This window comes from Aquimarina penaris (assembly GCF_040786285.1).
Lineage (GTDB): Bacteria > Bacteroidota > Bacteroidia > Flavobacteriales > Flavobacteriaceae > Aquimarina.
In genome coordinates, this window is the sequence record NZ_JBFMKQ010000004.1 from 85,594 (window position 1) to 111,978 (window position 26,385).

Sequence of the window (26,385 nt, forward strand, 5' to 3'; positions counted from 1 at the left end):
AATTTATCGATCTCTATTCGTGATTTGACGCAGATCTTAACTAGAAATATTAAATTAATTCATTGTAGAGTGTAATAATTATCTGGATTATTATAATCTTGCAACTGAGTTTAAAAATGTATACTTATAATTTTAAAATGTAAAGCATATGCAGAGGTTTTTGTATTTCATAATTTTTATAATGTTTAGTGCGAATATATATGCACAGAAAAGTGTAAACGATTATAAATATGTAGTGGTTCCAGCGGGTTATAGTTTTTTTAATGATAAAGATGCCTATCAATTAAATTCGCTAACTAAATTTTTATTTAACAAATATGGGTTTAATGCATTCAAAGTGGGGGATGATTTTCCAGAGGATCTCAAAAATAATGGATGTAAAAAGTTATTAGCAGATATTAAAAAGGGTAATGGGCTTTTTGTAACCAAATTAATTATTGAGTTAACAGATTGTAATGGGGTCGTTGTTTATAGTTCTTCCGAAGGAACAAGTAGAGAAAAAGAATATAGAAAAGCATACCAAGAAGCACTTAGAGGTGCGTTTAAAGATGTAGAGAAGCTCGGTTATAAGTATAATGGGTCACAAGAGGTAAGAACTGCCGCGGCCGCTGTACCTTTGGAGAAAAAAGATAAACCTTCTGATAGGGTAGAAGCCACTAAAGAAGAACAACCAGTTAGTACTGCGCCATCAGAAAATACACTGAGTTATACATTAAATGATCAAAGTTTTGTGTTAGAAAAACAGGAGTATGGTTATGAACTCCTCCAAAAACAGAATGATAAATTGATTTCATTAGGAAAAATTTACAAAATGACCAGAGATAATAGTTATTTGGTGAGTGCTAAAGATTTAAGTGGGGGAGGACATTTTGATGGATTTGGGAATTTTATACTTGAAAGAATAAATCCTGCAACTAATAAATTAATTACAGATACTCTTGCCAGGCAATAGCCAAAAATTTTTAAGGTTTACTCCACTGCAGAGGGTGTAATTTGACGTGTAACGAAGTGTAATGGATACTGTAATAAAAATATAATTAATAGTTGTATTTATCTCCCCATAGTGATTTTAGAAAAGTCCTAAACGAATTTTCGCGTTGATTATCACCGGGGTCGTATAGTTTAGTATCTTTAATCTCATCTGGAAGAAATTCTTGATTAGCAAAATTGTTTTTGTAATCATGCGAATATTTATAATCTTCTCCATACCCCAATTCCTTCATCAGTTTTGTAGGAGCATTTCTAATGGGTAACGGTACAGATAAATCACCAGTTTGTTTTACCAATTGCTGAGCTTTATTGATAGCCATATAGGATGCATTGCTTTTTGAAGAGGTGGCAAGATATACCGCACATTGGCTCAATATTATTCTAGCTTCGGGGTATCCAATGGTAGTAACCGCCTGGAATGTATTATTGGCCATTATTAATGCTGTAGGATTGGCATTTCCAATATCTTCTGAAGCCAATATAATCATTCTTCGAGCAATAAATTTAAGATCCTCACCACCTTCTACCATACGAGCCAACCAATAGACCGCCGCGTTGGGGTCACTACCACGAACAGATTTTATAAACGCAGAAATAATATCGTAATGTTGCTCCCCGGTTTTGTCGTATCTAACCGTATTTTGTTGTACAAGTTTAAGAACAAGGTCATTGGTAATTACAATAGGTTCTTGTTCTTGACTCATTACAATCAACTCAAAAATATTAAGCAATTTTCGTGCATCTCCACCACTAAGTCTTAATAACGATTCAGTTTCTTTAAGTTCTATTTCTTTTGCTTTTAAATACTCGTCCTCTTGCATTGCTCTCTTTAACAATGCTTCTAATTCTTTTTTACCAAAGGGGTTGAGTACATACACCTGACAACGAGATAAGAGTGCGGGGATTACCTCAAAACTTGGGTTTTCTGTTGTAGCTCCGATAAGAGTAATCCAACCCTTTTCAACAGCGCCTAACAACGAGTCTTGTTGAGATTTACTAAATCGATGGATCTCATCTATAAATAAGATAGGGTTCTTAGTGGTAAATAAACCACCGCTATTCTTAGCTTTATCGATTACATCTCTCACTTCCTTAACACCACTGTTTATAGCACTAAGTGTGTAATAAGGTCTTTGAGATTCGGTGGCAATAATATTAGCCAGGGTTGTTTTTCCTACTCCTGGTGGGCCCCACAGAATCAATGAGGGTATAATGCCTTTTGTAATCTGTTGTGTTAGAGAGCCATCATCACCAATCAAATGCTCCTGACTAAGATATGTTGACAGGGATTTTGGACGTATCCGCTCTGCTAAGGGTTGATTCGTGTTCATAACAACAAAGTTACAAAGCTTTGTAAGATTTAAATCAGAAAATGAATTAATAAAAAAGGTAATGCTCTTGATATCCAATAAAAACCTGCCAATTTATCTGAACTTAGTATTTTGGACTTTTTTTTGATATATTCAATTTGTCATGAAAGAAAGAAGTGATCATTTTAAATTTAGTACTGGAGTAGTGGGATATCCTTTGTTATTCGTGCTACTTATTTGGATAGTTTTTTGGTTTGAGGTTCGTTTTGGATTCGATTTTAATCATTTTGGGGTATATCCAAGAACATTTATAGGGTTAAGAGGAGTGTTGTTCTCACCTTTTATTCATTCTGATATAACTCATCTTTGGCATAATACGTTGCCATTACTCATCCTATCTGCAGCGCTTTTCTATTTTTATAAACCCAATGCATGGAAAGTGTTATGTATAGGAATTCTTTGTACTGGTATTTTGACATGGTTGTTTGGTAGGCCAGCTAATCATATAGGAGCTAGCGGAGTAGTATATATGCTTTTTGGTTTCTTGTTTTTGAAAGGTATTATCGCAAAACATTTTAGATTAACCGCCTTGTCTTTTGTTGTGGTTTTTATTTACGGAAGTATGATCTGGTACATTCTACCTATAGATCCTAAAATCTCTTGGGAAGGACATTTATCTGGATTAATAACCGGAACATTACTTGCCATCTTAATTAAAAATGGAGTAGCCAAACCCGTATTGTACAAATGGGAATCCCCAGATTATAATCCTGAACAAGATGAGTTTTTAAAACACTTTGATGAGGATGGTAATTTTATAGAACAATTACCTGAAGAAGAAATAACAAGTGATGAAATGAAAATAGTGTATGAGTATAAAACTGATACTGATAAGTCTGAAGAATAGAATTAAAAGATTATAATCGTTGCCTAATTACTTCATATAAGAAGACACCACAGGCAACAGATACATTTAAAGAACCAATTTCACCCCGCATAGGTAGTTTAGCTTGTTTGTCTACCAGTTTAAGAACCGAACTTGAGATCCCTTTACCTTCACTACCCATAATGATAGCACTTGGAGTCGTCATATTAATATCATAAATAGGATGAGGAGCTTTTTCTGTGGCGGCTATAACTTGTATACCCGAACCTTGCAAATAAAACATGGCATCTTTGATATGATCTACTTTACATATTGGGATTTTAAATACTGCACCGGCAGAAGTTTTAACAGTATCTGCACTTACCGGAGCACCGCCTTTTTTTTGTATAATAATACCATGTACGCCTGTACATTCTGCAGTTCTGATAATTGCACCAAAATTACGAACGTCTGATAATTGATCTAATATCAAGAATAATGGAGTTTCGCCAGATTCTATAACTTGCATCACAAGATTTTCGAGATCATAAAATTCGATAGGGGAGACATAGGCAACTACACCTTGGTGATTTTTGCGAGTAAGTCTATTTAGTTTTTCTGCAGGAACGTATGAGAACGATATATTTTGTCTTTTCAATGCACTCATGAGCTCTTTGGCAAGCTCACCTTGTAACCCTTTTTGAACAAACAGCTTATCTATAGTTTTACCGGAAGATATAGCCTCAATTACAGCTCTAATGCCAAATATTTGTGATTCATTTTTCATAATGTTCCTTTAATAAAAAATCACCTCTGTAAAGAGGTGATTTTTAAACTATTTAGTAATCAATATAATTATTGAGATAGTACCATTGTAAATGTTCCACCACAACATGTAAGTGTCACTGGTAATGTTATCGTTTTAGGAGTTACACAAGGAACAGATAGACCACCTGCACCTGCTAGGTCACCAAAATCAGAAGCAAATCCTATAATAGAAGCTGGAAATGCTAAACCTTCTCCACCAGTAAGACCACCGAAAGAAGGATCGATATCTACAGTTAAATCACCTCCACCGGCAAATCCAACAGAACCACCAACAATAGTGATTTGGTTTTCACCAGGACCAGCGATAACTTCTCTTGTTGGATCAGGATCAGTTAATCCTAATGCAGTTGCAAGACCATTAGATACAACATTATACGTACCTAATGCATCGTCGATTGGGAATGAAGGACATGCTATTGTAAATTGAAATAAGTATGCTTGTCTATATCCCGCTTCATTTCGAAGTTCGTCAATAAAACTACCTGTCAATTCATAAGTTTGTGGATCATCATCGTCAAGATCATCAAATCCTATAGCTACGTTTTGATCATAAGTAATACCATCATCACCAGTCACCGAAGCAACGAAGAAGAACGTATCTCCAAAAGTAACATCGGCAGCGGTAAGACCTAGTGGTGTAAAAAGATCCGTAGATGAGAAACTTACATCAGCTGGAAAAGCAGTAATCGTTGTTAATGCAACTGTGTCAGTCTGAGTGCCACCAAGATTGGCCGCAATTCTTAGGTCGTATGATGCAATATTGTTATTTGCATCCAATACTCTAAAACTAAAGGATACATCATTGATATCGTCAACCCCTACAATTGGTATTGGAGTTTCATCAAATCTAGCAAATGGAGCACTTTTTGTCAAAGAGTTATTTATGAAATCTTTATCTTCATCTTCGCAGGAAACTACCAGGACAATAGATAATAATAGCATAAAAAAGGCTATATATTTATTTGTTATTTTCATCTTTATTATTTTTTTATTAATCTAAATTATCAGGGTTTGTATCCCAGAATGTTCTAACATCAATTGTTTTTTGATCGATACTAGAATTTGCATTAACCTCTGCAGCAGGATACATAAAAGTTCTAGCGAAAGGTCCAGGAACCTGTACATGAGTCTCTAGATCACTTGGGAAGCTTGTTCTTCTATAGTTGTTCCAGGCTTCATATCCATTACCCCATAAGGCTAAGTAATACTCCTTAATAATAACGTCTAGTCGTTCGTCATCTGTAGTAGCAGCATCATATAAAGCTAATACTTCAGTTACATATGCATCTACATCAGCAGTTGTAGCGGCAAAAGCAGCGTTAACCTGAGCGGGAGCAAAGTTTAATACTTTGTCCATAGATCCTCTAACACCTTCTTCTAGCAAAGTTCTTGGATCACCTGTAGTACTACTTATCAAGGCAGATTCTGCCATCATAAATTTAGTATAAAAAGATAGCATGAACGGGTAGATTCCTGCTCCACCTGCTCCAGCACCTGCCGCAACCGATGTAAAGTCATCTGCATCAAACTTACCACCAATAGGGTATAAGCCATAAGTGGCTCTTTCTATACCATCATTTGGTACACCTAGGGCATCACCATGATCTCTACCGATATAGCCATCACCTATATAACAAAAATTGAATCCAGGTAAACCTTCACATGGTAAATCATCTCCTGTTGGATCCTCATCTGTTTGTCTGTAAAAATAGTAACGTAGTCTTGGATCAGGATTTCCTCCTTTACCGTCTTTAAACTGAGTCATATAGTAGTTGTTCATATAATCCCCTGCGCCATCATTATCATAGGTAACCGCATAATAAGGGTGTCTACTATCTGTTGGACTTAGTACCGAGAATACGAGAACTGAAAATCTTCTGAAGGATCATCAATTATACCTTGAGCAAGAAGAGCATTGATCTCACTAGAGAAATCTCCAATCAATCTCATTTGTAAGTACATTTTGAACTTTAATGTCCTAGCTAATGTAAGCCATTTTGCTCTATCACCACCATAGAAAAGATCATCATTTGGCATGATTGATTCTGGAGTGCTAATGTTTGCAATAGCTTCATCAAGAAGAACTAACATAGCATTATAGATGTCCTGACCACTATCAACTCTTGGGCTAGGAAAATCAGTTGCATTTAATGCTTCAGAAAATGGAACATCTCCCCAAGTATCTACAAGAGTTACATAGGTATAGGCTTTTAGTATTTTTGCCACTCCGGCAGTACCTAATATCCCTCTTTCTTCGGCAACTGGTAATAAAGTCTCTATGTCCTTTAATGTCTCTCTATAAAAAGATTGCCATATATTTCTGTTAATATTACCAGAAGTTAATGAGAAAGGACCTGCATAAGGGCCAAATAAATGTTGCATCCTCATAGTTTCCGAAGCTCTAACATTAAGTCCGTCTTCGTTTCCTTCATTAAATGCATAGGCATTTGCAAAAAACAATGCGGCATTGTTTAAGAGTAAACTTGGATCGGCACTTTCTGGCACTTCTCTACTTGGGTCGTTTAATTGTTCGAGATCGGTTGTCTCACAACTTGTGACAATTGTAATAAGTAGCAGTGAAGCTAATATTACATTGAGTCTATTTTTTACTGTTTTCATTTCTAATTTTTTAGTATTTTAAAAAGAAGCTTTTAAGCTAAACCCATATTTCTTAGACGATGGTGCAGTTTGGAAATCTAAACCTAAACCATTACCTACCCCAGTACTAATTACTTCTGGATCGAAGTTTGTACCATCAGGTACATTAGGAGCCCAATACCATAAATTCTGACCTAAAACACTGAAAGAAAGTGAGCCAAACGGTGTGTTGTCTAAGAATTTCTTTGGTAAACTGTATGTCAAAGAAACCTCTCTCAATCTCCATAATGAACCATCATATATTCCTTGTTCAGCAGGGTCAATTAAATTTAAGAAATATACTTCATTTGCTCCTAATTGAATATTGTTTGGAATTTTATTACCGGAAGCATCTAATAATGGTGTTCCTGTACCAGGATCTGCCAAGACTCCAGGAATAACAAATGTTCCTTCTCTGTCTTCAGTATCTGTTGTTACCCCTCTTCTTAGTAAGTTGTTTATCGTATTAGAAGAGAAATCACCACCATGTGTATACTCTACCTGAGCAGCAAGACTGAACCCTTTGTAAGAGAATGTATTGATAGAACTCGCTCTCCAGTCTGGGTTTGGATCACCTATGATTTTATCATCTAATCCTAAATCACCACTTGCAATAACAGTTCCATCATTTGGGTCGATAATTAAGTTACCTTCGTTATCTCTTACTGCAAAACTACCTCTAAGTACACCAAGAGGCTCACCTTCTATAGCGTAGTTACCTAAGTTAGAAAAACCAGCGATAAATACATCGTCACCTCCAGGTAAATCTACTACAGTACTTTCTGCAGCTGTAAAGTTGAAGTTAGAAACCCACTGGAATCCATCATCAGAACTTTTGAAAGGTGTAACTTCTAAATCAATCTCAATACCTTCGGTTTCAATTTTACCAGCATTAATAGTTTGAAAAGTGTTACCCGTAGATGGCCCTAAGGTTTTAGATAGGATCTGATCTTTAGAATCTCTTTGGTATACACTTAATTCAAGACTTATTCTGTTATTTAAGAAATTGGTTTCAATACCAGCTTCAAGTTCTCTATGTAATTCTGCTTTCAAATCAGGATTCGGAGCAGTATTTAAGTTAGAGTTGGTATTGATAATACCACCAGCTCCTGTTGTAAATTGAGAAGTTGCGATATTAATTGCAGCTCTCGTGTTATATGCTCCAGGGAAACCTGCTGAAGTACCATATCCAAATCGTACTTTCATGAAGTTTAAGAAATCAGATTTTAATCCAGGAATCGCTGTTGTTGGTACAAATGCAACCGATGCACTTGGGTAAAACAGAGAACGATTATCTTGTTCTATAGTAGAAGTCCAGTCATTACGAGCGGCAAGTGTTAAGTAAAGTGCACTGTCATAATCAAATTCTAATTGTCCATATAAACCAACAGTGTTCTCTTTTACTACTTGACTTAATCTACTTCCGAAAGGATCTATATTACTTTGAGTCTGATAATTTGTATGATCTATAAAATCAAATACTAATTGACCTGTACTAAACACACCAAACTTTTCAAAAGTTTCTGCATTAGAGTTAAATCCTAAAGTACCATTTAATCCAAGTTTTTCAGTTAGAGATACACTTTTGATGTTAAATAATAAACTGTGATCCCAGATTGTATTGGTTGCAGATGTTGTTTTTAAGAAACCATTTTGAGCTTCTAAACGACCGACACCACCTTTATTTACATAAAATTCTTGTTCTTCAACATAAGTATCCAAACCAACTCTGTAGGTTAATGAATAGTTATCGTTAAAATCATAGGTAGTACTTATGTTATTATAAAAACGATTAACGTTAATCGTTTCTTTTGCATTTTCTGCTAACCAACGAGGGTTGTTTTGGTCAGTTCTATAATATACATTTGCTCCAGTAACCGGATCCTGAAATGGTAATCCATTTAGATCTAAGTTTCTTGGAATAAATAATGTTCTTGTAAATAGAGAAAAGTTTCCTGTACCATTGTTAGCAGAAACCGGTGGAGTAGTAAACTCACTAGTTGCAAAGTTGAAAGCACCAGCTACCGTAAATTTGTTACTTAATTTGGCAGAACCACCAAGACCAAAATTAGTTCTTGTGATATTGTTGCCTGGTACATAACCATCTTCATCAGTGTGTCCGAAATTGATGTTATAAGAAACATCTTCTGAACTTTTAGATGCGTTTAAAGAAGTTGTGTAACCAAAACCTTGTCTAAAGAAATCTTTAACATTATCTTCAAATGGTCGGTATTGCACAGTTTGTCCTTGAAACTGAGGGAATACATTTGCAAAACGTCCTTGATTGTAATGAGCAGGAACTGTAATGTTTCTATCGAACCTGTCTCCCCAGTTACCAACGAAAGCAACATTTGCTGATTGGTTAGCTCCTTGCCCGTATGTATTTTGATAGTCTGGTAAACCAGCAATTTCATTTACAAACACAGATTGGTTGAAGGTAACTTCAAATCCTTTATTAACTAGTGCTGTTGATCCAGTTTTAGTGGTAATTAAGATTACCCCATTCCTACCTGCATCTCCATATAGTACAGTTGCACTTAAACCTTTAAGTACACTTACATTGGTAATACTGTTAGGGTCGATATCCAAAAATCTACTTGAAGCAGATACAGAACCATTACCCGTAGTAACATTACTTTCAGCATTGGTGCTGGTGTTAAAAGGAATACCATTTACCACAAACAATGGTTGGTTATCACCTGTAATAGATACATTACCTCTAATACGGATATTAGTACCACTACCTGCAACACCACCTGATTGTACAACATTTACACCAGAAACTTTACCAGTAAGTACCCTACCAATATCTGCTTCGGGTCTACTTTCTATAGCATCATTTTTAAGTGTACTAACAGCATATCCAAGAGACTTCTTTTGTCTTGATATCCCCTGTGCAGTTACTACAACTTCTTCTAGCTCAGAAGCAGAAGCTTCTAGTTGAATGTTGATATTATCATTGTCTGCGACAACAACTTCTTTTGTTGTAAAACCTACATAACTATAAGTAAGCACAGCACCTCTATTAGTATTAATGGTATAGTTACCATCAAAATCGGTCTGTGTACCTGTAGCAGTACCTTTTACAACGATATTTACTCCAGGCAATGGTAGTCCGCTATTGTCGGATACATTACCTGAGATCGTTTTTTCTTGTGCAAACGATAGTTGCACTACAAACGCCAGAATTAGCGTTAGAATTCCACTAAACTTTGTTCTCATTTTATAGATTTATTTGAATTAGCCAATGCCAAAAATGATAATAATATCTTAATAAAGCAATTTTTTAGTATTAAAATTTAAATTATGCTTTTTGGTGTATGCTTTATAAATAGAAGCCGTGGTGACGCTACAATAATAATTTATGTTATATTTTTGATAACCTATCTTCTTTTAATTTTTGATAGATGTAGAAGTTACTTTGGTATTGATATTTAGATAGAACATTTTGAAGAGTTATATTTTTTGTTTCTGAAATTCAAAGTATTAAATAAAAGTAATGTTATTTATTATTCTTCTTTTATATATAGAATTTATGGTAATCCGAAGTACTTATATTTAGGTTTGAGGCTCAATTTTTTGAAAAAAGACTTCTTATAGAGAAGCCGTTAAATTCGTTTAAAGTATTAAAATATTTTGTTGTTAACCTGTGATAGCTTCCAAAATAACCGACTATGATGTACTTCCTACTTTGAGGAAGTTTTCTGTGATTAAGCAATCAATAGTAGTTTTAAATATATAAAGGGGAGGAAAATAAGATCCTCTTGTTATATTATCCCTGGCATCATCTTTTAAGAAAGACCTTCCATGGGTAAGCTTAAGTGTAAATCCTAATGCAAAATCATCTTTCTACTGAATTTTATTTTTATCAACTCTTACTAAAAGATATTAATTTTACTTGTAACAAAAATATAAGATACTTTAATGTATTATGATTTGGTTATTTTGTTTTATAACTATAATTAAATATCTTTTTTAAATCATTTTCATTTCTATAAGAGAGATTGTTGGATTTAACATAGACATCTAATACGGGAATAGTAATGTTTTTTTCAACTAATTCGGTTATAAATTTCTTTTTTAATTTAAAAGGGGTAAACGTAGTGCCCTTCATTATATAATAGGTTTCAATTTTTATGATCTTATTTTTGCTTCGATTTAGCATGGGGTCTGGTGAGCTTTCAATGATTTTCAAAGAATACTTTTTTAAAATTGAAAAATCGGTATTTTCATAAATTACTTCAAATACTTTTTCTTTACCTTCTAAGGGACTGAAAAACGATTTAAATTCTTTTCCATTTACAATAACTTTATCAATACTTCTAAAATCAAAAATATAAATAGAGTCTCCTTCAATTTGAGACATGAATTCTCCCTTACTAATATTGAAATTAAAATTACCGAATGTGTAGTTTTTCTTATTGACTTTTATAATAGTTGTATTGTTCCAGCTATCAAACAAGTATACAGAACCATCTGTAGCGGTAGTAGTTTCTTTAAGAGAAGAAAAGCTTCCGCTTAAGATAGCAGCCTGTCTTTTAAAATTGTTAAATTTTATTGGTTGCCCCGCCGCATTACTGTTAAAGTCTGTCGATGTTAGGTTTTGAGCATATGTACAACTAATTGTAAAAAATAATGCTATGGCAATAATGTGTAAATTCTTCATGACATAATGATTTATAGTTGTTTTTAAATATGCTTTCATCCGAAAGCAAAGAAAAAATGTTGATTAACAATAAAATTATGAAACTTTATTTTTGTTGTTAAAAACTCATGGTATTTTCTTACAGTTGGGTATGCCGTTTAAGTTGAAAGGTTTCAATATCTGCATTATTAAGACCAATAAGTAAGAATTGTTTATTGTTTTGTAATATGCATTCCATAGATTTTGCATTACCATTAATATACAATCCTGTTTTATCTGGTCCGAGTACACTGTATCCATTTTTTTTATTTGAAAGCATTACCAATCCAAATGCGTTATCTAGACGAGGGGTTTCCACTTCAGTATTATAAATAGTTCCAACAATAATTATATCTTCATAGCCATCTCCATTGAAATCAAGCGATTCGCTATCTAAAATTGGTATTGTTTGAGCCATTTTAGGAAGGATTATTTTTTCAAAACTATCATTGCCCTTGTTTAAAAGAAGAACAGAATTAAATTCGTTTGCTTCACGTTGGTATGCGGTATTAATTTTGTCTCCGTAAATTTTCTCTAAATCTGCATTGGCAAACTCTTGATATGTTGGGATTTTTTTTGCGATAAATGGCATTTGTTGCGACGAGCATTCACGCCCTCTGGCGGGAACAAAATTTCCATTGTATTTATAGCTTAATACGACATCATGAGTCCCGTTTGAGTCAAAATCATCTGCGTAAACTCGTAATGGTTTTTGCTTGGTTGCCTTAAACTTTAAATTTAAACCAACGTTTCCAATGATATAATCTTTATTACCATCATTATTAATATCAGTTTCAGTAATAGAAAACCACCATCCTTTTTCCTTATCCAAATTACTTTTATTTGAAATATCTTTAAAAACTCCTTGTTCATTTTTAAACAACCCAATAGAAGTCCATTCGCCAACAGCGATAAAATCTTGCCACCCATCATTGTTGAAATCGGTAGCAATTACTTTATTTACAATCCCAAAATTTTCAAATGAAGGGGCAATTTGTTTGGTTACATTTTTAAATGTCCCATTGACATTTTCATAAATTATGGATGATTCTGGGATAGGGTATTTTTGAGATACGATCCTATTTCCAATAATTAGGTCAAAATCACCATCGTTATCAAAATCAATTTTTGCTATAGTTTTTCCGCTAAAACTTGGATTGTTATCAGAGAATTGATGTTTTGTAAAGTTTGCATTCCCGTCATTTATATATAATCTATCTTTTAGGTATTTTGAATTTTCTTTAAATTCATTTCCTCCACTTACCACATATATGTCAGTATCGCCATCAGAATCAAAATCAAAAAATAAGGTTTCCATGTCTTCAAATTGAGCATCCCTAAGAAATAGATCAGTATTACTTTTTTTAAACCCTTGTTTAGTTTGTATAAATAACTGCCCTGCTTGTCCAGAGGCACCACCAATATATACATCCTCTTTTTTATCCCCATTTACATCTCCTTTTGCAATACAAGGGCCTAATGTTGATTGTTTATAGGGTAACAATATTTCATTTTCAAAATCATTGTAATCGTTTTCTGTATGTTTAAAACGTATAAGATTCTTTGTTTTATTAAATGAGATGGGTTGTTTTAGGGATTCTGATCTTTTTTTGAAAACAGCATTTTTTTCAGATACATTTAGAGTTGTATTTACTTTTACATTATATAATCTTTCGTGTTTTCCGGATAGCCATGTAATTTTTACAGTATCTATAGATGTCGTTTTGCCTAAACCAAAATGGATAGTTTTGTCAACAGAAGATAAATAACCACGTACCCTTTTTGACTCTTTAGTTTTTATGATGCCACTATGATATAAAGTTACCTTTGCAAAATCCTCAGATGTCTTACCTGCGGTATTGATTTTCAAAAAGTTTCCATGGTTATTTTCTATACTCAAGTTTTTGTATAAAAACGATTCTCCGTCTATATTGTTTACTACAATTTCTAAATCACCGTCATTATCTAAGTCTGAATATGCTGCGCCATTAGAAAATGAAGGTTCATTGAGTTGCGTAGTAGAAGTTATATCTTCAAAATTTAAATCTCCATTGTTTTTAAAAAGGATATTAGATAATTTTTCTGAGGGTAGGCGATTATATATTTCTTTTTTTACATCCAAAGGGACATTTCCTTTATAAAATTTTTTTGCCTTATAAATTAATGTCCGTATATCATTGTCCAGAGCGTATTTTCTATAGCCATTGGTTACATAGATATCATCATTTTGATCGTTGTTAAAATCAAAAACAAGTCCAGCCCAACTCCAATCTGTTTTAGATAGCCCTGTATGTTGAGCGATATTATGAAAGGTGTTATTGCCAGTATTCAGCTGTAATGAATTAAACATGTATTGATTGTGTAAATTAAGTTTGTTAATTAATAAATCAAACTTTTTTACATTCATAGATGCCATTAAAGTTTTAGATCTTACATGATCGCTTGATGCCATGTCTAAAACAAAAATATCTTTTAAATTGTCATTATTTATATCTGCAATATCGACGCCCATCCCATAAAACGATACATGTTTGGTATATTCTTTAATTTGGTCTGTAAAAGTGTTGTTCTTATTGTTGATGTATAATGCATCTGGGACATAATAATCGTTAGCTATGTAGATATCTGGCCATCCATCATTATTAATATCACTAACGCATAATCCCAAGCCAAAACTTGGTTGAAGTAGCCCTGCTTTTTTTGTGATATTTATAAATTTTCCACCTATGTTTTGGTATAAATGACTCGAACTTTTAATTCGTTTTGACTCTTCCTTAAGAGTATTATAAAAGGTGGTTGGGTCGACGCCATAATACTCGTTTTCGTTCATTACAATACAATCCAAGTCTCCATCTTTGTCAAAATCAAAAAAAGCAGATTGGGTGCTTAAACCATGATCATCTAATCCGTATTCTGAAGCTTTTTCTTTAAAAGTTAAATCTTTTTGATTGATAAGGAGCAGGTTCTTTCTGGAACTCCCCGCTTTGGGTCCTCCTTGAGAGATATAGATGTCCATCCACCCATCATTATTTACATCTGCAAAGGTGATCCCATTGGACCAGTTTTTATCGATGTTGATATTTGCCGTTGCCGATATATCTTCAAAAACAAGGTTTCCCTTATTTATATAGAGTTTGTTTGGTACTTGGTTGCCACAGAAAAATATATCTTTTAAACCATCATTATTGAGATCTTCAATGCCAACTCCGGCACCATTATAAAAGAAATCGAAATCGAATAAATTAGATTTTGTGGAAATAGTATCTACAATTGTATTTTTAAAATACAAATTACTAGTTGAGGCAGGGACTTTTATAAAATATGGTCGTGAAGATTCTTTTCTTACTTTTTCTTCTGTTTTTTTGTTCTGTACCTTTTTTGCGCTTAAGTCCTCTTTGCAAGAATAAAGCATAAGAAGTATAGATGGGAATATAAAAAATAATTTGCTCATATTATTAAATGATTCTATAACTGGTTAAAGATACAAGACCACTTCGCTTTTAAAAATAAAACACAGGACTTTTTTTAAACTAAAAACCAGCAGGTCATGTTTTTTATATTTAGGATTACATGGTTACAATCAATCAAAAAGTGACTTTTTGCTGGATAACAGTGGTGTATAAAATAAAAAAAGGTTTCTACATGTAGAAACCTTTTTTTTGTTTTATAAGTTATAAGCTATAAACAAATATTTAAAAATATTTCTCCAGCTGCTGGGCCAGGCCCATCTGCTGCTGCTTCAAGTGGGTCAGAGCCATCAAGAGCATCGTAATTTATTTTGTAACTATGTTCATCCTCAAAACTACCTGCCGTATATGTAAACACCAATTCTGTAGTTCCGCCAGGAACTGGTATCACAAAATTGGCTCCTCCACCATCGTCTATAGTGTAGTCGGTAGATGTGCCATCTATGGTTACGGTAATGAATGCGCCATCCCAGCCATCTCCAAAACTATCAACTAAGTTCAAAGTGTATTCTCCAGCAAAAGGTACTACAGGAATACATTTTAGGCCGACATTGTATATAAAAGGAGAGGAAAAAAAGGAACCTCCAGAAACTGTTCCTCCTAAATTCTGGTTACTAAACACCCTTCCATTGGTTAGTTCTAACTCAAAGCGAAAACTAAATACATCCCCTCCGTTATATTCACCAATATTCAACCCATTAACAGCTAAAGCTTCGGCCAATGTAGATGAAAAATCTAATCGCGGGAGATCAAAATCTGAAACTGTTAAGCCAGCACCTGTTTCGGTCAAAATTAGTACTTCATCTTTGCTATTGTCAACTCCATCATCTTTGTTGTCTGTAAAACTTTGATATAGTCTAATTTCAGAGATCAAGCCACCATTTTGAGCATCTTGTTCTTCAACGGCTACATCAAATACAAATCGAGCATCGTTGGGGTCAAAAAAATTAAATGTATTAGTAGCACTAATAGTTCTTAAAACAGCTCCATTAGTAACTCCTTCAAAAACATTGTCTACGGTTTTATCATCTGTACTGCATGATTGCATCACAGAAAATGCAAAGAGGAGTACAAAAAATTTATTTATATATTTTTTCATGAAGAATATTTTTAAATTATTAATTTGCTATTGGAGCACTAGGGTTAGTATCCCAAAATACAGGTTGTGCCTGATCTGGTTTTTGACTAATACTAGAGTTTGTGTTCACCTCATTTGCAGGGTAAAACAAAGATCTAATAAATGTACCGGGATTAGGATCTAAACTTGGCTGTAAGGTAGTTGGATACCCTGTTCTTCTATAAAAATTATAAGATTCAATTCCGTTACCAAATACAGCAATAAAGTATTGTTCTCCTAAAACATCCCATTTCCCTGCCATGTCTGCTGCATCAAAATCTGATTCAACACTTGCAATATAATTACTAACATCGGTACTTGAAGGTTCAAAAGAAGTATCTGCAGAAGTATCAAGGCTAACAAAACTTTGTACTTTGGCAATAGATTTTGTTATACCGGCAGACATAAAAGTTCTGGCTGTTCCGGGATCTCCATTTACCATGGCTATTTCTGCTTGCATAAAATCTACCCATGCAGCTGTTAAAATAGGTGTGATTCCTGCACCACCACCACCTGCTCCTGCAGCAACATTTTTATTGTCTGGGTCTGTGTCAAATCGATCATCGTCAAAATTTCCACCAACAGGGTAAACACCAAATGTAGTACGTAAAAAACCGTCTGGTGGGATACCAGCATCATCATGGTGATCTCTTCCCCAGTATCCATTATCTAAATAGCAAAATGTAAATCCGCCTGTAACATAATGTGCAGGGGCGCTTTGTAAAGAGCATTGTAAGGTTTCTTCATCAGGAGGTACTCCGGTAGCACCAGGAACAGCACCAATTTGTCTATAAAAGTAGTAGCGAATTCTTGGATCCATAGAAGTATCCATTTTGTTCATTAACCAGTTAGACATGTAATCACCAGCTCCGGTAGCCGTATAATTTAAGCCATATCTGGGATGTCTGGTATCAGGTTGAGAAGGGCTTGTGGCAGGCCAATTAAATTGAAAATCATCTGCCGTAGCACTAATATAGTCTCCAGAACTTAATATATCTGCAATACTCGTTAATGCAGTAGGATCTACTAAACGTCTTTGATTGTATAAACGCATTTTAAGCGTGTTTGTAGCTTTAACCCATTTTTCATAGTCGTTTCCGTAAAAGAAAATTGTTGAAGGTTCAAGCTGAGCAATTATGTCACTTTCGAAATTTACAATAGCATTGTCTAAAAGAACCAATGCAGCATCGTAAATAGAGGCTCCACTATCTGGAGTTGGGTTTAAATTATCTATTCCTGAAATTGCTTCTGTATAGGGTATGTCTCCATAAAAATCGACCATGGCTGTCATTACATAGGCTTCTATAAATTGAGCAATGGCGATATGTCTGGTTTGTTGATTTGCTTCTGCAATAGGAACCATAGCTCTAATATCTGCTAAAATACCTTGATAGGCATTTACCCACTCATCATCAGAATCACTACCCAAATAATTGGTGCTATATTGTTTGCTCGAAGTTGATGCTGTAAGCCTTGTTAATTCTGTTCCAAAGAGGGATAAACCATCTCCATTGGTGTTCCCTCCGGTTACCCAATTATCATTTGGATCAAAATCTGCATCCCCTTCTATTTGTCTAACAAAGTCTTCTTGTATAGATGCTAAAAATAAATCTACACTTGCTTGCTCTGGAGTTAAAAAATTAGGATCCTCCGTAAGATCTAATTCCTTAGTTTCACATGACAAAACCAGAAAGAGACTTGTTGCTATTAATATATATCTATTTATATTTTTCATTTTTTATAAATTATAAAATTAAAATGTTGCCTTTACGCTAAATCCATATCTTCTAGCACTAGGGCCATTAATGAAATCAAAACCAAAGCCGTTTCCTACACCGGTTCCAGAAGTATTTGGATCAAAACGTGCACCATCTGGAGTATTTACAGCATCATACCATAGGTTGTTGCCGGATGCAGTTATTGATAAAGATCCAAAAGGTGTTTTGTTTAAGAATTTTTTTGGAAAAGTATAAGCAAGTGAAACTTCTTGTAGCCTGATTAATGTGGCATCGTATACTTGGTTTTCGTTAGGGCCAAATAGGATATTACTAAAATAATAATCAGAATTATTTATTTGTATTGTATTTGGGTTCCCATTAGCGTCAACTCCTGGTAAAATAAAAGTATTTTCTCTATCTAAAGTTTCTACAATTAGACCTCTACCTAATAAAGTAGAAACGGTACTTGAATAAATATCCCCACCTTGAGTGTAGTTTAACTGTACCCCTAATGAGAAATTTTTATATGAAAAAGTATTTTTAACGTTCATGACATAGTCTGGATTTGGGTCTCCAATAATCCCATCTTCAGGATCTTGGATATAAAATCCATCTGAACCAACTACTTTATTACCATTGTCATCTCTTAATATTCTGGTGCCAAAAAGAACACCAAGTGGTTCTCCTTTAATAGCTGCGTTTCCAAGATTAGAAAAACCAGAGTATACCACTAAATCTGTATCTAATCCTAAATCAGTAACTTCAGACTTATAGGTAGTAAAATTTAAGTTAGCATCCCAGTTAAACCCATCCTCTTCTATACTTTGAACAATGTTAACCCCCAAGTCCAATTCGAGACCATTATTTTTAATCTCACCAATATTTGTTCGTATAGTAGTGTTACCTGAAGTTGGTCCTAAAGGCCTATTGATAATTAAGTCTTCGGTGATTCTTGAGTATAGAGATAAGTCTACAGAAATCCTGCTTTTCCATAGTCGAGCTTCCAAACCTACTTCGTATTCTGTTAATAATTCTGGTTTTAGATCTGGATTTCCTAAAATATTACTTGTAGTATTGGATACTACATTAGAGCCTCCATTTTGAAAATCTTGTGTGTCTAAAAATAATGTATTAGCAACAGGGAATCCAGGATCTCCAAAACTTGCAGAAGTTCCATATCCTGCTCTAATTTTTAAATAGTTGATTGCATCCGATTTTATACCACTAAAAGCGGCAGTGGGTAAAAAGGAAACGCTGGCACTTGGGTAAAAAATAGATCTGTTCTCACTTTCAAAATTGGATACCCAATCGTTTCTTCCTGCAAGGGTTACAAATAAGAAATTATCATAATCAAATTCTGCTTGCCCATATACACCTACAATGTTTCTTTCAAAGAAAGATTGGATTTCGTTGTTTTTTGCGAAGTTAAAATGCCTTAAAACACCAAATGATTGTTGACCGTCACTAGCAGTACCATTTTGATCAAAAATTAAATTTCTTGTAGTAGCACCCACACTAAAATTGGTGCCTATTTTTTCAGTAATTTGAGAATTTCCTGTCAAAGATATATTATGATCGTAAATAGAGTTTAGGTTATTCCATGTTTCATAAAAACCACTAGCCAACCTTACATCACCACTATTACTGTTTACTCCTCCTTTATTTTGAAAGTTTGTATTGCTCTCATTATAAACATCAATACCTGCACGATAAAAAATGTTTAAGTTATCATTAAAATTATATTGTACGGTAGCGTTACCAAAAACACGATTCGTTAATTGTGAAGTTTGTGCATTGTTTAAGGTCCATAACGGATGCTGGATACTATTGTTTTGTCTATAATATACACTACCACCTGTTACGGGATCTTGAAAAGGTAAACCTTGGACGTCAATACTCCTAGGTGTAAACCATAAATCCCCAAAAATAGAGGAACCAGTACCTTCAGCTCCATTACCCTGACTTAAGGCAACTGGAGGAGAAACGAAATTTGTTCTGGCAAAATTTAAAGTCCCACTGACGGTAAACTTATTGCTAAGTTTTGCATTACCCCCTATACCTAAAGTATTACGTCCTAATTTATTTCCAGGAGTAAAGCCTTCATCGTCCAGATGACCATAATTTACATTATATGATATATCTCCATTATCTGAAACTCCTCTTAAGTTTACAGATACAGAAGCAGCTCCTCCTATTCTAAAAAACTTTTCTACACTATCATAGGGTCTCCAGTCATAACGTGCTCCTTGAAATTCAGGGAAAGCTGCTTGGATTGCTGGAGTAGAGGTAGAATATGGATGTGGAAGTGTAGCATTTTCATCAATAGCAGAACTGTTTCCATAACCAGAAACTCCTTCTTCTCTAAAGCTAGGTCCCCAGTTACTAAAAAACCATCCAAAAGATTGATCAAAACCATTACCATATTCATCCTGATAATCTGGTAGCGAGGCTATTTGGGTGAAAAAATAGGAAGAAGAAACAGTTATTTCCATTTTCTTTTGAGCATTACCGGCAGCTCCTGCCTTAGTAGTGATCAATACAACACCGTTCCTACCGTCACTTCCGTATAAGGTTGCGGCAGCTAAGCCTTTTAATACACTTACACTTTCAATACTATTAGGATCCAAATCTAAAAATCTACTAGATCCATTATTACCATTTACAAAGTCATTTCGAGCTCCTTGTCGGCCCGAAGCATTAGTGTCTGTGCTAAATGGCACACCGTCTACAATAAATAATGCCTGGTTGCTTGAACTGAACGAGTTTTGCCCTCTAATAACAATATTAGTACCAGATCCGGTAAGACCACTCTGTTGTGTGATCTGTACCCCGGCAGCTTTACCAAATAATACTCTTCCAATATCTCCTTCAGAGCGTTGCTCAATTTCTTGACTTTGAATTTCGCTCACCGCATACCCCAGAGATTTCTTTTCTCGTTTTATACCTTGAGCAGTAACAATCACTTCTTCTAATTCTGAAGTCGATGCGATTAATTGAATATTAATTGTGTTATTGGGTCCCACAATGGTCTCTTGATTAGAGAAGCCTAAAAAGCTATACATTAGGGTGCTTCCTTCTGAAGCTTCGATGGAATAATTTCCGTCAAAATCTGATTGAGTTCCCGTATTTGTTCCTTTAATGATAATGTTTACCCCGGGAAGTGGGAGTCCGCCATTATCTGTTATTTTACCAGTTACGGTTTTTTCTTGCGCAAACGAAATGTGCGCAACTAATGCCATGAAAAGCATTAGAATTTGCTTAGTTAGTGATCTCATGTATTTTAATTATTAGAATTAGCCAACTATAAAAGTGTGGAAAAGAATTAACTATTTTATGGGTTTTTAGTTTTTTTTAACTAAAACCAAGGTGTTAATTAGTTAAATTAACATAATTTAACAAACGAAACTAAATTACTTTTTAAGTGCAATTTGCAGGGTCTTCGAAAAAGAAATCACATCTAATTTCTGCAACGATTAGGCATGATTACGCTGTTTTTTTTGCATTTTTAATTCTGGCTTCAGATAACATTTGTACCTAAACTAGTATGAAGTTTAGTGTGCCATATTTTATTCAAGTACTTCTATTGTTTCTTGTGGTTTTACAATATGAAACTAATAGTGGAACTATATTATTTTAACTTATTTGAAAATTAATCTCTTAGGATTTGATTTGCTAAAAAATATTTCTACCTTTGCAGCCCTTTAAAAAGGGAGATTATAAATATTTTTAAAATAGTGTAAAGCAAATTATGCCAACAATTTCACAATTAGTAAGAAAAGGTAGAGCCAAAATAACTAAGAAGAGTAAATCGGCTGCTTTGGATTCGTGCCCGCAACGCCGCGGTGTTTGTACGCGTGTTTATACCACTACACCAAAAAAACCAAATTCAGCTATGCGTAAAGTAGCTCGTGTTAGGTTAACAAATGGTAAAGAGGTAAACGCATACATCGGTGGTGAAGGTCACAATCTCCAGGAGCACTCGATAGTATTAGTTAGAGGTGGAAGGGTAAAAGATTTACCAGGAGTTAGATATCACATTGTTCGTGGAGCCTTAGACACCGCAGGTGTAGAAGGAAGAACACAACGTAGATCTAAGTATGGTGCTAAACGCCCTAAGAAGTAATTAAAAAACTTTAAGAAGAAGACATGAGAAAAAGAAAGGCTAAAAAAAGACCTATTTTACCAGATCCTCGTTTTAACGATCAATTAGTGACTCGTTTTGTAAACATGATGATGTGGGATGGTAAAAAGTCAACTGCTTTTAAGATTTTCTATGATGCGATGGATATCGTAGAAGAGAAAAAACAAAACGAAGAAAAAACTGCATTAGAGATTTGGAAAGATGCATTGTCTAATGTAATGCCACACGTAGAGGTACGAAGCCGTAGAGTTGGTGGAGCTACTTTTCAGATTCCTAATCCAATCAGACCAGACCGTAAGATATCTACCGCTATGAAGTGGTTGATTCAGTTTTCTCGTAAAAGAAACGAGAAATCTATGGCTCAAAAACTTGCTGCAGAAGTTATAGCTGCAGAAAAAGAAGAAGGAGCTGCGGTTAAGAAAAGAGTAGATACTCATAAAATGGCTGAAGCAAATAAAGCATTCTCACACTTTAGATTTTAATCATTAAGAAATGGCTAGAGATTTAAAATATACAAGAAATATAGGTATTGCTGCGCATATTGACGCAGGAAAAACTACGACAACAGAACGTATTCTTTATTATACGGGTGTAAGTCACAAAATTGGTGAGGTGCATGATGGTGCGGCTACAATGGACTGGATGGAGCAAGAGCAAGAACGTGGTATCACGATTACTTCTGCTGCAACAACGTGTGAGTGGAAATTTCCAACTGAAAACGGACAGGCTGTGGCTGATACTAAAGGATATCATTTTAATATTATTGATACTCCGGGTCACGTTGATTTTACGGTTGAAGTTAACCGTTCTCTTCGTGTTCTTGATGGGTTAGTGTTCTTATTTAGTGCGGTTGATGGTGTTGAGCCACAATCAGAAACTAACTGGAGACTTGCTGATAACTATAAAGTTCCAAGAATTGGATTTGTAAATAAAATGGACCGTCAAGGGTCTAACTTTATGGCAGTTTGTCAACAGGTGAAGGATATGTTAGGGTCTAATGCTGTGCCAATTGTAATGAATATTGGTGACGAGGCAGACTTTAAAGGTATTGTAGATTTAGTGAAAAACCGTGCAATTGTTTGGCATGATGAAACACAAGGTGCTACATTTGATGTCATAGATATTCCTGAAGAATTGAAAGCTGAGGCTGCAGAGTTAAGAGGTAAACTTATCGAAGAAGTTGCTGCTTATGATGAAAATCTTTTGGAGAAATTCATGGAGGATGAAGATTCAATTACAGAGGATGAAGTGCATGCTGCTCTTCGTGCTGCTGTGATGGATATGTCAATCATTCCTATGATTTGCGGTTCTGCATTTAAAAATAAAGGAGTTCAGTTTCTTTTAGATGCTGTTTGTCGTTACTTGCCATCTCCAACAGATAAAGAAGGTATTGTAGGGGTGAACCCAAATACAGAAAAAGAAGAAATGCGTAAGCCAGATGTAAAGGAGCCTTTTGCTGCTTTAGCATTTAAAATTGCTACTGATCCTTTCGTAGGTCGTTTAGCATTCTTTAGAGCATACTCTGGTCGTTTAGATGCAGGTTCATATATTTTGAATAACCGTTCTGGTAAAAAAGAGCGTATTTCTCGTATTTATCAGATGCACTCTAATAAGCAAAATGCTATCGATTATATAGAAGCAGGAGATATTGGAGCTGCTGTAGGGTTTAAAGATATCAAGACTGGTGATACTATGTCTGATGAGAAAAATCCTATTGTTTTAGAATCAATGGACTTCCCTGATCCGGTAATTGGTATTGCGGTTGAGCCTAAGACTAAAGCAGATGTTGATAAATTGGGTATGTCTTTAGCTAAATTGGCTGAAGAGGATCCAACATTTACGGTGAGAACCGATGAGGCTTCAGGACAGACTATTATTTCTGGAATGGGAGAGCTTCACTTAGATATTATTGTTGATCGTCTAAGACGTGAATTCAAAGTTGAGGTAAATCAAGGTCAACCTCAGGTAGAATATAAAGAGGCTATTACTCAAGCTGCAGATCATAGAGAGGTTTATAAAAAACAATCTGGTGGTCGTGGTAAATTTGCAGATATTGTATTTACAATTGAGCCAGCAGATGAAGGTCAAGTAGGACTTCAGTTTGAATCTACAATTAAAGGTGGTAACGTTCCTAAAGAATTTATCCCTTCTATTGAAAAAGGATTTAAAATGGCTATGGTAAATGGTCCATTAGCTGGATATGAAGTTGATGCTATGAAAGTAACATTAAAAGATGGATCTTATCATGATGTGGATTCGGATCAGTTATCTTTCGAATTAGCTGCTAAATTAGGTTTTAAAAATTCAGCAAAAGCTGCTAAAGCCGTGATTATGGAGCCAATTATGAAGCTAGAAGTTATTACTCCAGAAGAAAATATGGGTGATATCGTAGGTGATCTTAACCGTCGTAGAGGACAAGTTAGTGATATGGGAGATCGTGCAGGTGCAAAAACTGTGAAAGCTACCGTTCCGCTTTCTGAAATGTTTGGATATGTAACAACATTAAGAACATTGTCATCTGGTAGAGCAACGTCTACAATGGAATTTTCTCACTATGCAGAAACTCCTTCTAATATTTCAGAAGAAGTAATTGCAGCTGCTAAAGGAGTTAACGCTTAATTATTACAGAAATGAGTCAAAAAATTAGAATAAAACTAAAATCTTACGATCATAACTTAGTGGATAAGTCTGCTGAGAAAATCGTAAAGACGGTAAAGAGTACGGGAGCTGTAGTAACAGGGCCAATTCCATTACCAACACATAAGAAGATTTTTACAGTGCTTCGTTCTCCGCACGTAAATAAAAAATCCAGAGAGCAATTTCAATTAAGTTCTTATAAAAGACTATTGGATATTTATAGCTCTTCTTCAAAAACGATTGATGCGTTGATGAAGCTGGAATTACCAAGTGGAGTTGAAGTTGAGATCAAAGTGTGATAAAACTTTAAGTAAGTAATCTTACGATAAAATGTCCCAAGCTTCGTGCAAGGGAAAAACGGCAAAAAAATACATTCAGGGTTGAAGTATTTTGACCCTGTTTTTTTGCAAAACTAAATTATAGAATACTAATTAATAATTAATAAATATGTCTGGGTTAATAGGAAAAAAGATCGGTATGACCAGCATTTTCGACGAGAATGGAAAAAATATTCCATGTACTGTGATCGAAGCTGGGCCATGCGTGGTTACCCAAGTCAGAACTGAAGAGGTTGACGGTTATCAGGCTGTTCAATTAGGTTTCGATGACAAAGCGGACAAAAATGCTACCAAAGCGGCCTTAGGTCACTTTAAAAAAGCAGGAACTGTTGCTAAACGTAAAGTTGTCGAATTCAAAGGTTTTGAGGAGGAGTACAAATTAGGAGATACGGTAACAGTTGAACACTTTACTGAAGGAGAATTTGTTGATGTTGCAGCAACTTCAAAAGGTAAAGGTTTTCAAGGAGTTGTAAAAAGACACAACTTTGGTGGTGTTGGACAAGCAACTCACGGTCAACATAACCGTTTAAGAGCTCCTGGTTCGATAGGTGCTGCATCTTATCCTGCAAGAGTTTTCAAAGGAATGAAAATGGCAGGAAGAATGGGTGGAGAAAAAGTAAAAGTTCAAAACTTAAGAGTGTTAAAAGTAGTTGCTGAAAAGAACTTACTTGTTGTTAAAGGATGTGTTCCTGGACATAAAAACGCTTATGTAACGATTCAGAAGTAATGAAAGTAGCGGTAATTGATATAAACGGAAAAGAAACAGGAAGAAAGGCAGACCTTTCAGACACTGTTTTCGGTATAGAGCCAAACGATCATGCTGTATATTTAGATGTGAAACAATACTTGGCAAATCAACGTCAAGGTACACACAAGGCTAAAGAGAGAGCAGAGATTGTTGGTAGTACTAGAAAGATCAAGAAGCAAAAAGGAACGGGTACTGCTAGAGCTGGTAGTATTAAGTCTCCTATATTTAAAGGTGGTGGTAGAGTTTTTGGTCCAAGACCAAGAAATTACTCTTTTAAATTGAATAAGAATTTAAAGAGATTAGCACGTAAATCGGCGTTAAGTATTAAGGCAAATGACAAAGCAATCACGGTTGTAGAAGACTTTACTTTTGACACTATAAAAACTAAGAATTTTACTGCAATTTTGAAGTCTTTAGGACTTGAAAACAAAAAATCTTTGTTTGTGTTGTCTGAGTCAAATAAAAATGTATATTTGTCGTCACGCAATTTGAAAGGTTCAGAAGTTGTAACTGCTTCAGAATTAAGTACTTACAAAATACTTAATGCGAATAGTGTTATACTTTTGGAAGGTTCTTTGAAAGGAATTGAAACGAATTTAAGTAAATAGAAGCCATGAGTATCTTAATAAAACCTATTATTACGGAAAAGGCTACTGCTGATAGTGAGGTGTTTAACCGCTATGGATTTGTAGTAGATAAAAAAGCGAATAAGGTAGAGATCAAAAAAGCGGTTGAGGCTGCTTATGGAGTATCTGTTACTAAGGTTCGTACATTAAATGTCCGTCCAGATCGTAAAACTCGTTATACAAAAACGGGAATGGTCTCTGGTAAAACAAGTGCTTATAAAAAAGCAATTGTACAGGTGGCGGAAGGTGAAGTAATTGATTTATATAGTAATCTTTAAG

20 protein-coding genes are annotated in these 26,385 nt (G+C 34.7%); 9 read left to right on the forward strand and 11 right to left on the reverse strand.

Going from position 1 to position 26,385, the window contains the following annotated elements:
* The first annotated feature begins 181 nt into the window (after positions 1-181).
* Positions 182-952, forward strand: a complete 771-nt coding sequence (locus ABW637_RS17265) for a hypothetical protein (protein ID WP_367585981.1) — start codon at positions 182-184, stop codon at positions 950-952.
* An 85-nt stretch (positions 953-1,037) separates the two neighbouring features.
* Here ABW637_RS17265 and ABW637_RS17270 read toward each other — a convergent pair whose 3' ends face one another.
* Complete coding sequence (locus ABW637_RS17270; protein WP_367585982.1) at positions 1,038-2,321, reverse strand: replication-associated recombination protein A; 1,284 nt, start codon at positions 2,319-2,321, stop codon at positions 1,038-1,040.
* 142 nt (positions 2,322-2,463) lie between these two features.
* Here ABW637_RS17270 and ABW637_RS17275 point away from each other — a divergent pair, with 142 nt between their 5' ends.
* Positions 2,464-3,207: a rhomboid family intramembrane serine protease gene (locus tag ABW637_RS17275; RefSeq protein ID WP_367585983.1), complete on the forward strand. Its 744-nt coding sequence runs from the start codon at positions 2,464-2,466 to the stop codon at positions 3,205-3,207.
* Between the two features lie 10 nt (positions 3,208-3,217).
* Here the strand turns inward: ABW637_RS17275 and rlmB are convergent, their stop codons facing one another.
* The 10 genes from rlmB to ABW637_RS17325 form a co-directional block, all read right to left on the reverse strand.
* Positions 3,218-3,952 (reverse strand): 23S rRNA (guanosine(2251)-2'-O)-methyltransferase RlmB, encoded by a 735-nt coding sequence (gene rlmB / locus ABW637_RS17280; protein WP_367585984.1) that lies wholly within the window; start codon positions 3,950-3,952, stop codon positions 3,218-3,220.
* 68 nt (positions 3,953-4,020) lie between these two features.
* Complete coding sequence (locus ABW637_RS17285) at positions 4,021-4,968, reverse strand: hypothetical protein (protein ID WP_367585985.1); 948 nt, start codon at positions 4,966-4,968, stop codon at positions 4,021-4,023.
* Between the two features lie 16 nt (positions 4,969-4,984).
* Entirely contained in the window at positions 4,985-5,758 is a 774-nt protein-coding gene (locus ABW637_RS17290; RefSeq protein ID WP_367585986.1) for a SusD/RagB family nutrient-binding outer membrane lipoprotein, read from the reverse strand.
* An 80-nt stretch (positions 5,759-5,838) separates the two neighbouring features.
* The gene (locus ABW637_RS17295; RefSeq protein ID WP_367585987.1) at positions 5,839-6,612 is read right to left on the reverse strand and encodes a SusD/RagB family nutrient-binding outer membrane lipoprotein; all 774 of its coding nucleotides are present in this window, start codon (positions 6,610-6,612) and stop codon (positions 5,839-5,841) included.
* 18 nt (positions 6,613-6,630) lie between these two features.
* Positions 6,631-9,852 (reverse strand): SusC/RagA family TonB-linked outer membrane protein, encoded by a 3,222-nt coding sequence (locus tag ABW637_RS17300; protein ID WP_367585988.1) that lies wholly within the window; start codon positions 9,850-9,852, stop codon positions 6,631-6,633.
* 718 nt (positions 9,853-10,570) lie between these two features.
* Positions 10,571-11,296, reverse strand: a complete 726-nt coding sequence (locus ABW637_RS17305) for a hypothetical protein (RefSeq protein ID WP_367585989.1) — start codon at positions 11,294-11,296, stop codon at positions 10,571-10,573.
* 118 nt (positions 11,297-11,414) lie between these two features.
* Positions 11,415-14,765 (reverse strand): VCBS repeat-containing protein, encoded by a 3,351-nt coding sequence (locus ABW637_RS17310; protein ID WP_367585990.1) that lies wholly within the window; start codon positions 14,763-14,765, stop codon positions 11,415-11,417.
* Positions 14,766-14,992: 227 nt separating this feature from the next.
* Complete coding sequence (locus tag ABW637_RS17315; protein WP_367585991.1) at positions 14,993-15,880, reverse strand: hypothetical protein; 888 nt, start codon at positions 15,878-15,880, stop codon at positions 14,993-14,995.
* Positions 15,881-15,899: 19 nt separating this feature from the next.
* Positions 15,900-17,633, reverse strand: a complete 1,734-nt coding sequence (locus ABW637_RS17320) for a SusD/RagB family nutrient-binding outer membrane lipoprotein (RefSeq protein ID WP_367585992.1) — start codon at positions 17,631-17,633, stop codon at positions 15,900-15,902.
* 18 nt (positions 17,634-17,651) lie between these two features.
* Positions 17,652-20,891 (reverse strand): SusC/RagA family TonB-linked outer membrane protein, encoded by a 3,240-nt coding sequence (locus tag ABW637_RS17325; RefSeq protein ID WP_367585993.1) that lies wholly within the window; start codon positions 20,889-20,891, stop codon positions 17,652-17,654.
* 473 nt (positions 20,892-21,364) lie between these two features.
* Here ABW637_RS17325 and rpsL point away from each other — a divergent pair, with 473 nt between their 5' ends.
* The 7 genes from rpsL (at position 21,365) to rplW (ending at position 26,384) form a co-directional block, all read left to right on the forward strand.
* Positions 21,365-21,739 carry a 30S ribosomal protein S12 gene (gene rpsL, locus ABW637_RS17330; RefSeq protein ID WP_024770883.1) on the forward strand — a complete coding sequence of 125 codons (375 nt, stop codon included), beginning with the start codon at positions 21,365-21,367 and terminating at the stop codon, positions 21,737-21,739.
* 23 nt (positions 21,740-21,762) lie between these two features.
* Positions 21,763-22,239 carry a 30S ribosomal protein S7 gene (gene rpsG, locus ABW637_RS17335; RefSeq protein ID WP_367585994.1) on the forward strand — a complete coding sequence of 159 codons (477 nt, stop codon included), beginning with the start codon at positions 21,763-21,765 and terminating at the stop codon, positions 22,237-22,239.
* Positions 22,240-22,249: 10 nt separating this feature from the next.
* Positions 22,250-24,376, forward strand: coding sequence for an elongation factor G (gene fusA, locus ABW637_RS17340; protein WP_367585995.1), 2,127 nt, complete (start codon positions 22,250-22,252; stop codon positions 24,374-24,376).
* A gap of 11 nt (positions 24,377-24,387) precedes the next feature.
* The gene (gene rpsJ / locus ABW637_RS17345) at positions 24,388-24,693 is read left to right on the forward strand and encodes a 30S ribosomal protein S10 (protein ID WP_010181931.1); all 306 of its coding nucleotides are present in this window, start codon (positions 24,388-24,390) and stop codon (positions 24,691-24,693) included.
* A gap of 148 nt (positions 24,694-24,841) precedes the next feature.
* Entirely contained in the window at positions 24,842-25,459 is a 618-nt protein-coding gene (gene rplC, locus ABW637_RS17350; RefSeq protein WP_367585996.1) for a 50S ribosomal protein L3, read from the forward strand.
* On the forward strand, positions 25,459-26,088 hold the full coding sequence (gene rplD, locus ABW637_RS17355) for a 50S ribosomal protein L4 (RefSeq protein WP_367585997.1): 630 nt from the start codon (positions 25,459-25,461) through the stop codon (positions 26,086-26,088). The genes rplC and rplD overlap by 1 nt, the downstream gene beginning before the upstream one ends.
* Before the next feature lie 5 nt (positions 26,089-26,093).
* Entirely contained in the window at positions 26,094-26,384 is a 291-nt protein-coding gene (gene rplW, locus ABW637_RS17360) for a 50S ribosomal protein L23 (protein WP_367585998.1), read from the forward strand.
* Position 26,385 lies beyond the last annotated feature (1 nt).

What these genes read in the sequence shown, in the direction of transcription:
- ABW637_RS17265 (WP_367585981.1), top strand. Translation starts at nt 182, where the DNA reads ATGTTTAGTGCGAATATATATGCACAGAAAAGTGTAAACGATTATAAA.
- ABW637_RS17270 (WP_367585982.1), bottom strand. Translation starts at nt 2,321, where the DNA reads ATGAACACGAATCAACCCTTAGCAGAGCGGATACGTCCAAAATCCCTG.
- ABW637_RS17275 (WP_367585983.1), top strand. Translation starts at nt 2,464, where the DNA reads ATGAAAGAAAGAAGTGATCATTTTAAATTTAGTACTGGAGTAGTGGGA.
- rlmB (WP_367585984.1), bottom strand. Translation starts at nt 3,952, where the DNA reads ATGAAAAATGAATCACAAATATTTGGCATTAGAGCTGTAATTGAGGCT.
- ABW637_RS17285 (WP_367585985.1), bottom strand. Translation starts at nt 4,968, where the DNA reads ATGAAAATAACAAATAAATATATAGCCTTTTTTATGCTATTATTATCT.
- ABW637_RS17290 (WP_367585986.1), bottom strand. Translation starts at nt 5,758, where the DNA reads ATGACTCAGTTTAAAGACGGTAAAGGAGGAAATCCTGATCCAAGACTA.
- ABW637_RS17295 (WP_367585987.1), bottom strand. Translation starts at nt 6,612, where the DNA reads ATGAAAACAGTAAAAAATAGACTCAATGTAATATTAGCTTCACTGCTA.
- ABW637_RS17300 (WP_367585988.1), bottom strand. Translation starts at nt 9,852, where the DNA reads ATGAGAACAAAGTTTAGTGGAATTCTAACGCTAATTCTGGCGTTTGTA.
- ABW637_RS17305 (WP_367585989.1), bottom strand. Translation starts at nt 11,296, where the DNA reads ATGAAGAATTTACACATTATTGCCATAGCATTATTTTTTACAATTAGT.
- ABW637_RS17310 (WP_367585990.1), bottom strand. Translation starts at nt 14,765, where the DNA reads ATGAGCAAATTATTTTTTATATTCCCATCTATACTTCTTATGCTTTAT.
- ABW637_RS17315 (WP_367585991.1), bottom strand. Translation starts at nt 15,880, where the DNA reads ATGAAAAAATATATAAATAAATTTTTTGTACTCCTCTTTGCATTTTCT.
- ABW637_RS17320 (WP_367585992.1), bottom strand. Translation starts at nt 17,633, where the DNA reads ATGAAAAATATAAATAGATATATATTAATAGCAACAAGTCTCTTTCTG.
- ABW637_RS17325 (WP_367585993.1), bottom strand. Translation starts at nt 20,891, where the DNA reads ATGAGATCACTAACTAAGCAAATTCTAATGCTTTTCATGGCATTAGTT.
- rpsL (WP_024770883.1), top strand. Translation starts at nt 21,365, where the DNA reads ATGCCAACAATTTCACAATTAGTAAGAAAAGGTAGAGCCAAAATAACT.
- rpsG (WP_367585994.1), top strand. Translation starts at nt 21,763, where the DNA reads ATGAGAAAAAGAAAGGCTAAAAAAAGACCTATTTTACCAGATCCTCGT.
- fusA (WP_367585995.1), top strand. Translation starts at nt 22,250, where the DNA reads ATGGCTAGAGATTTAAAATATACAAGAAATATAGGTATTGCTGCGCAT.
- rpsJ (WP_010181931.1), top strand. Translation starts at nt 24,388, where the DNA reads ATGAGTCAAAAAATTAGAATAAAACTAAAATCTTACGATCATAACTTA.
- rplC (WP_367585996.1), top strand. Translation starts at nt 24,842, where the DNA reads ATGTCTGGGTTAATAGGAAAAAAGATCGGTATGACCAGCATTTTCGAC.
- rplD (WP_367585997.1), top strand. Translation starts at nt 25,459, where the DNA reads ATGAAAGTAGCGGTAATTGATATAAACGGAAAAGAAACAGGAAGAAAG.
- rplW (WP_367585998.1), top strand. Translation starts at nt 26,094, where the DNA reads ATGAGTATCTTAATAAAACCTATTATTACGGAAAAGGCTACTGCTGAT.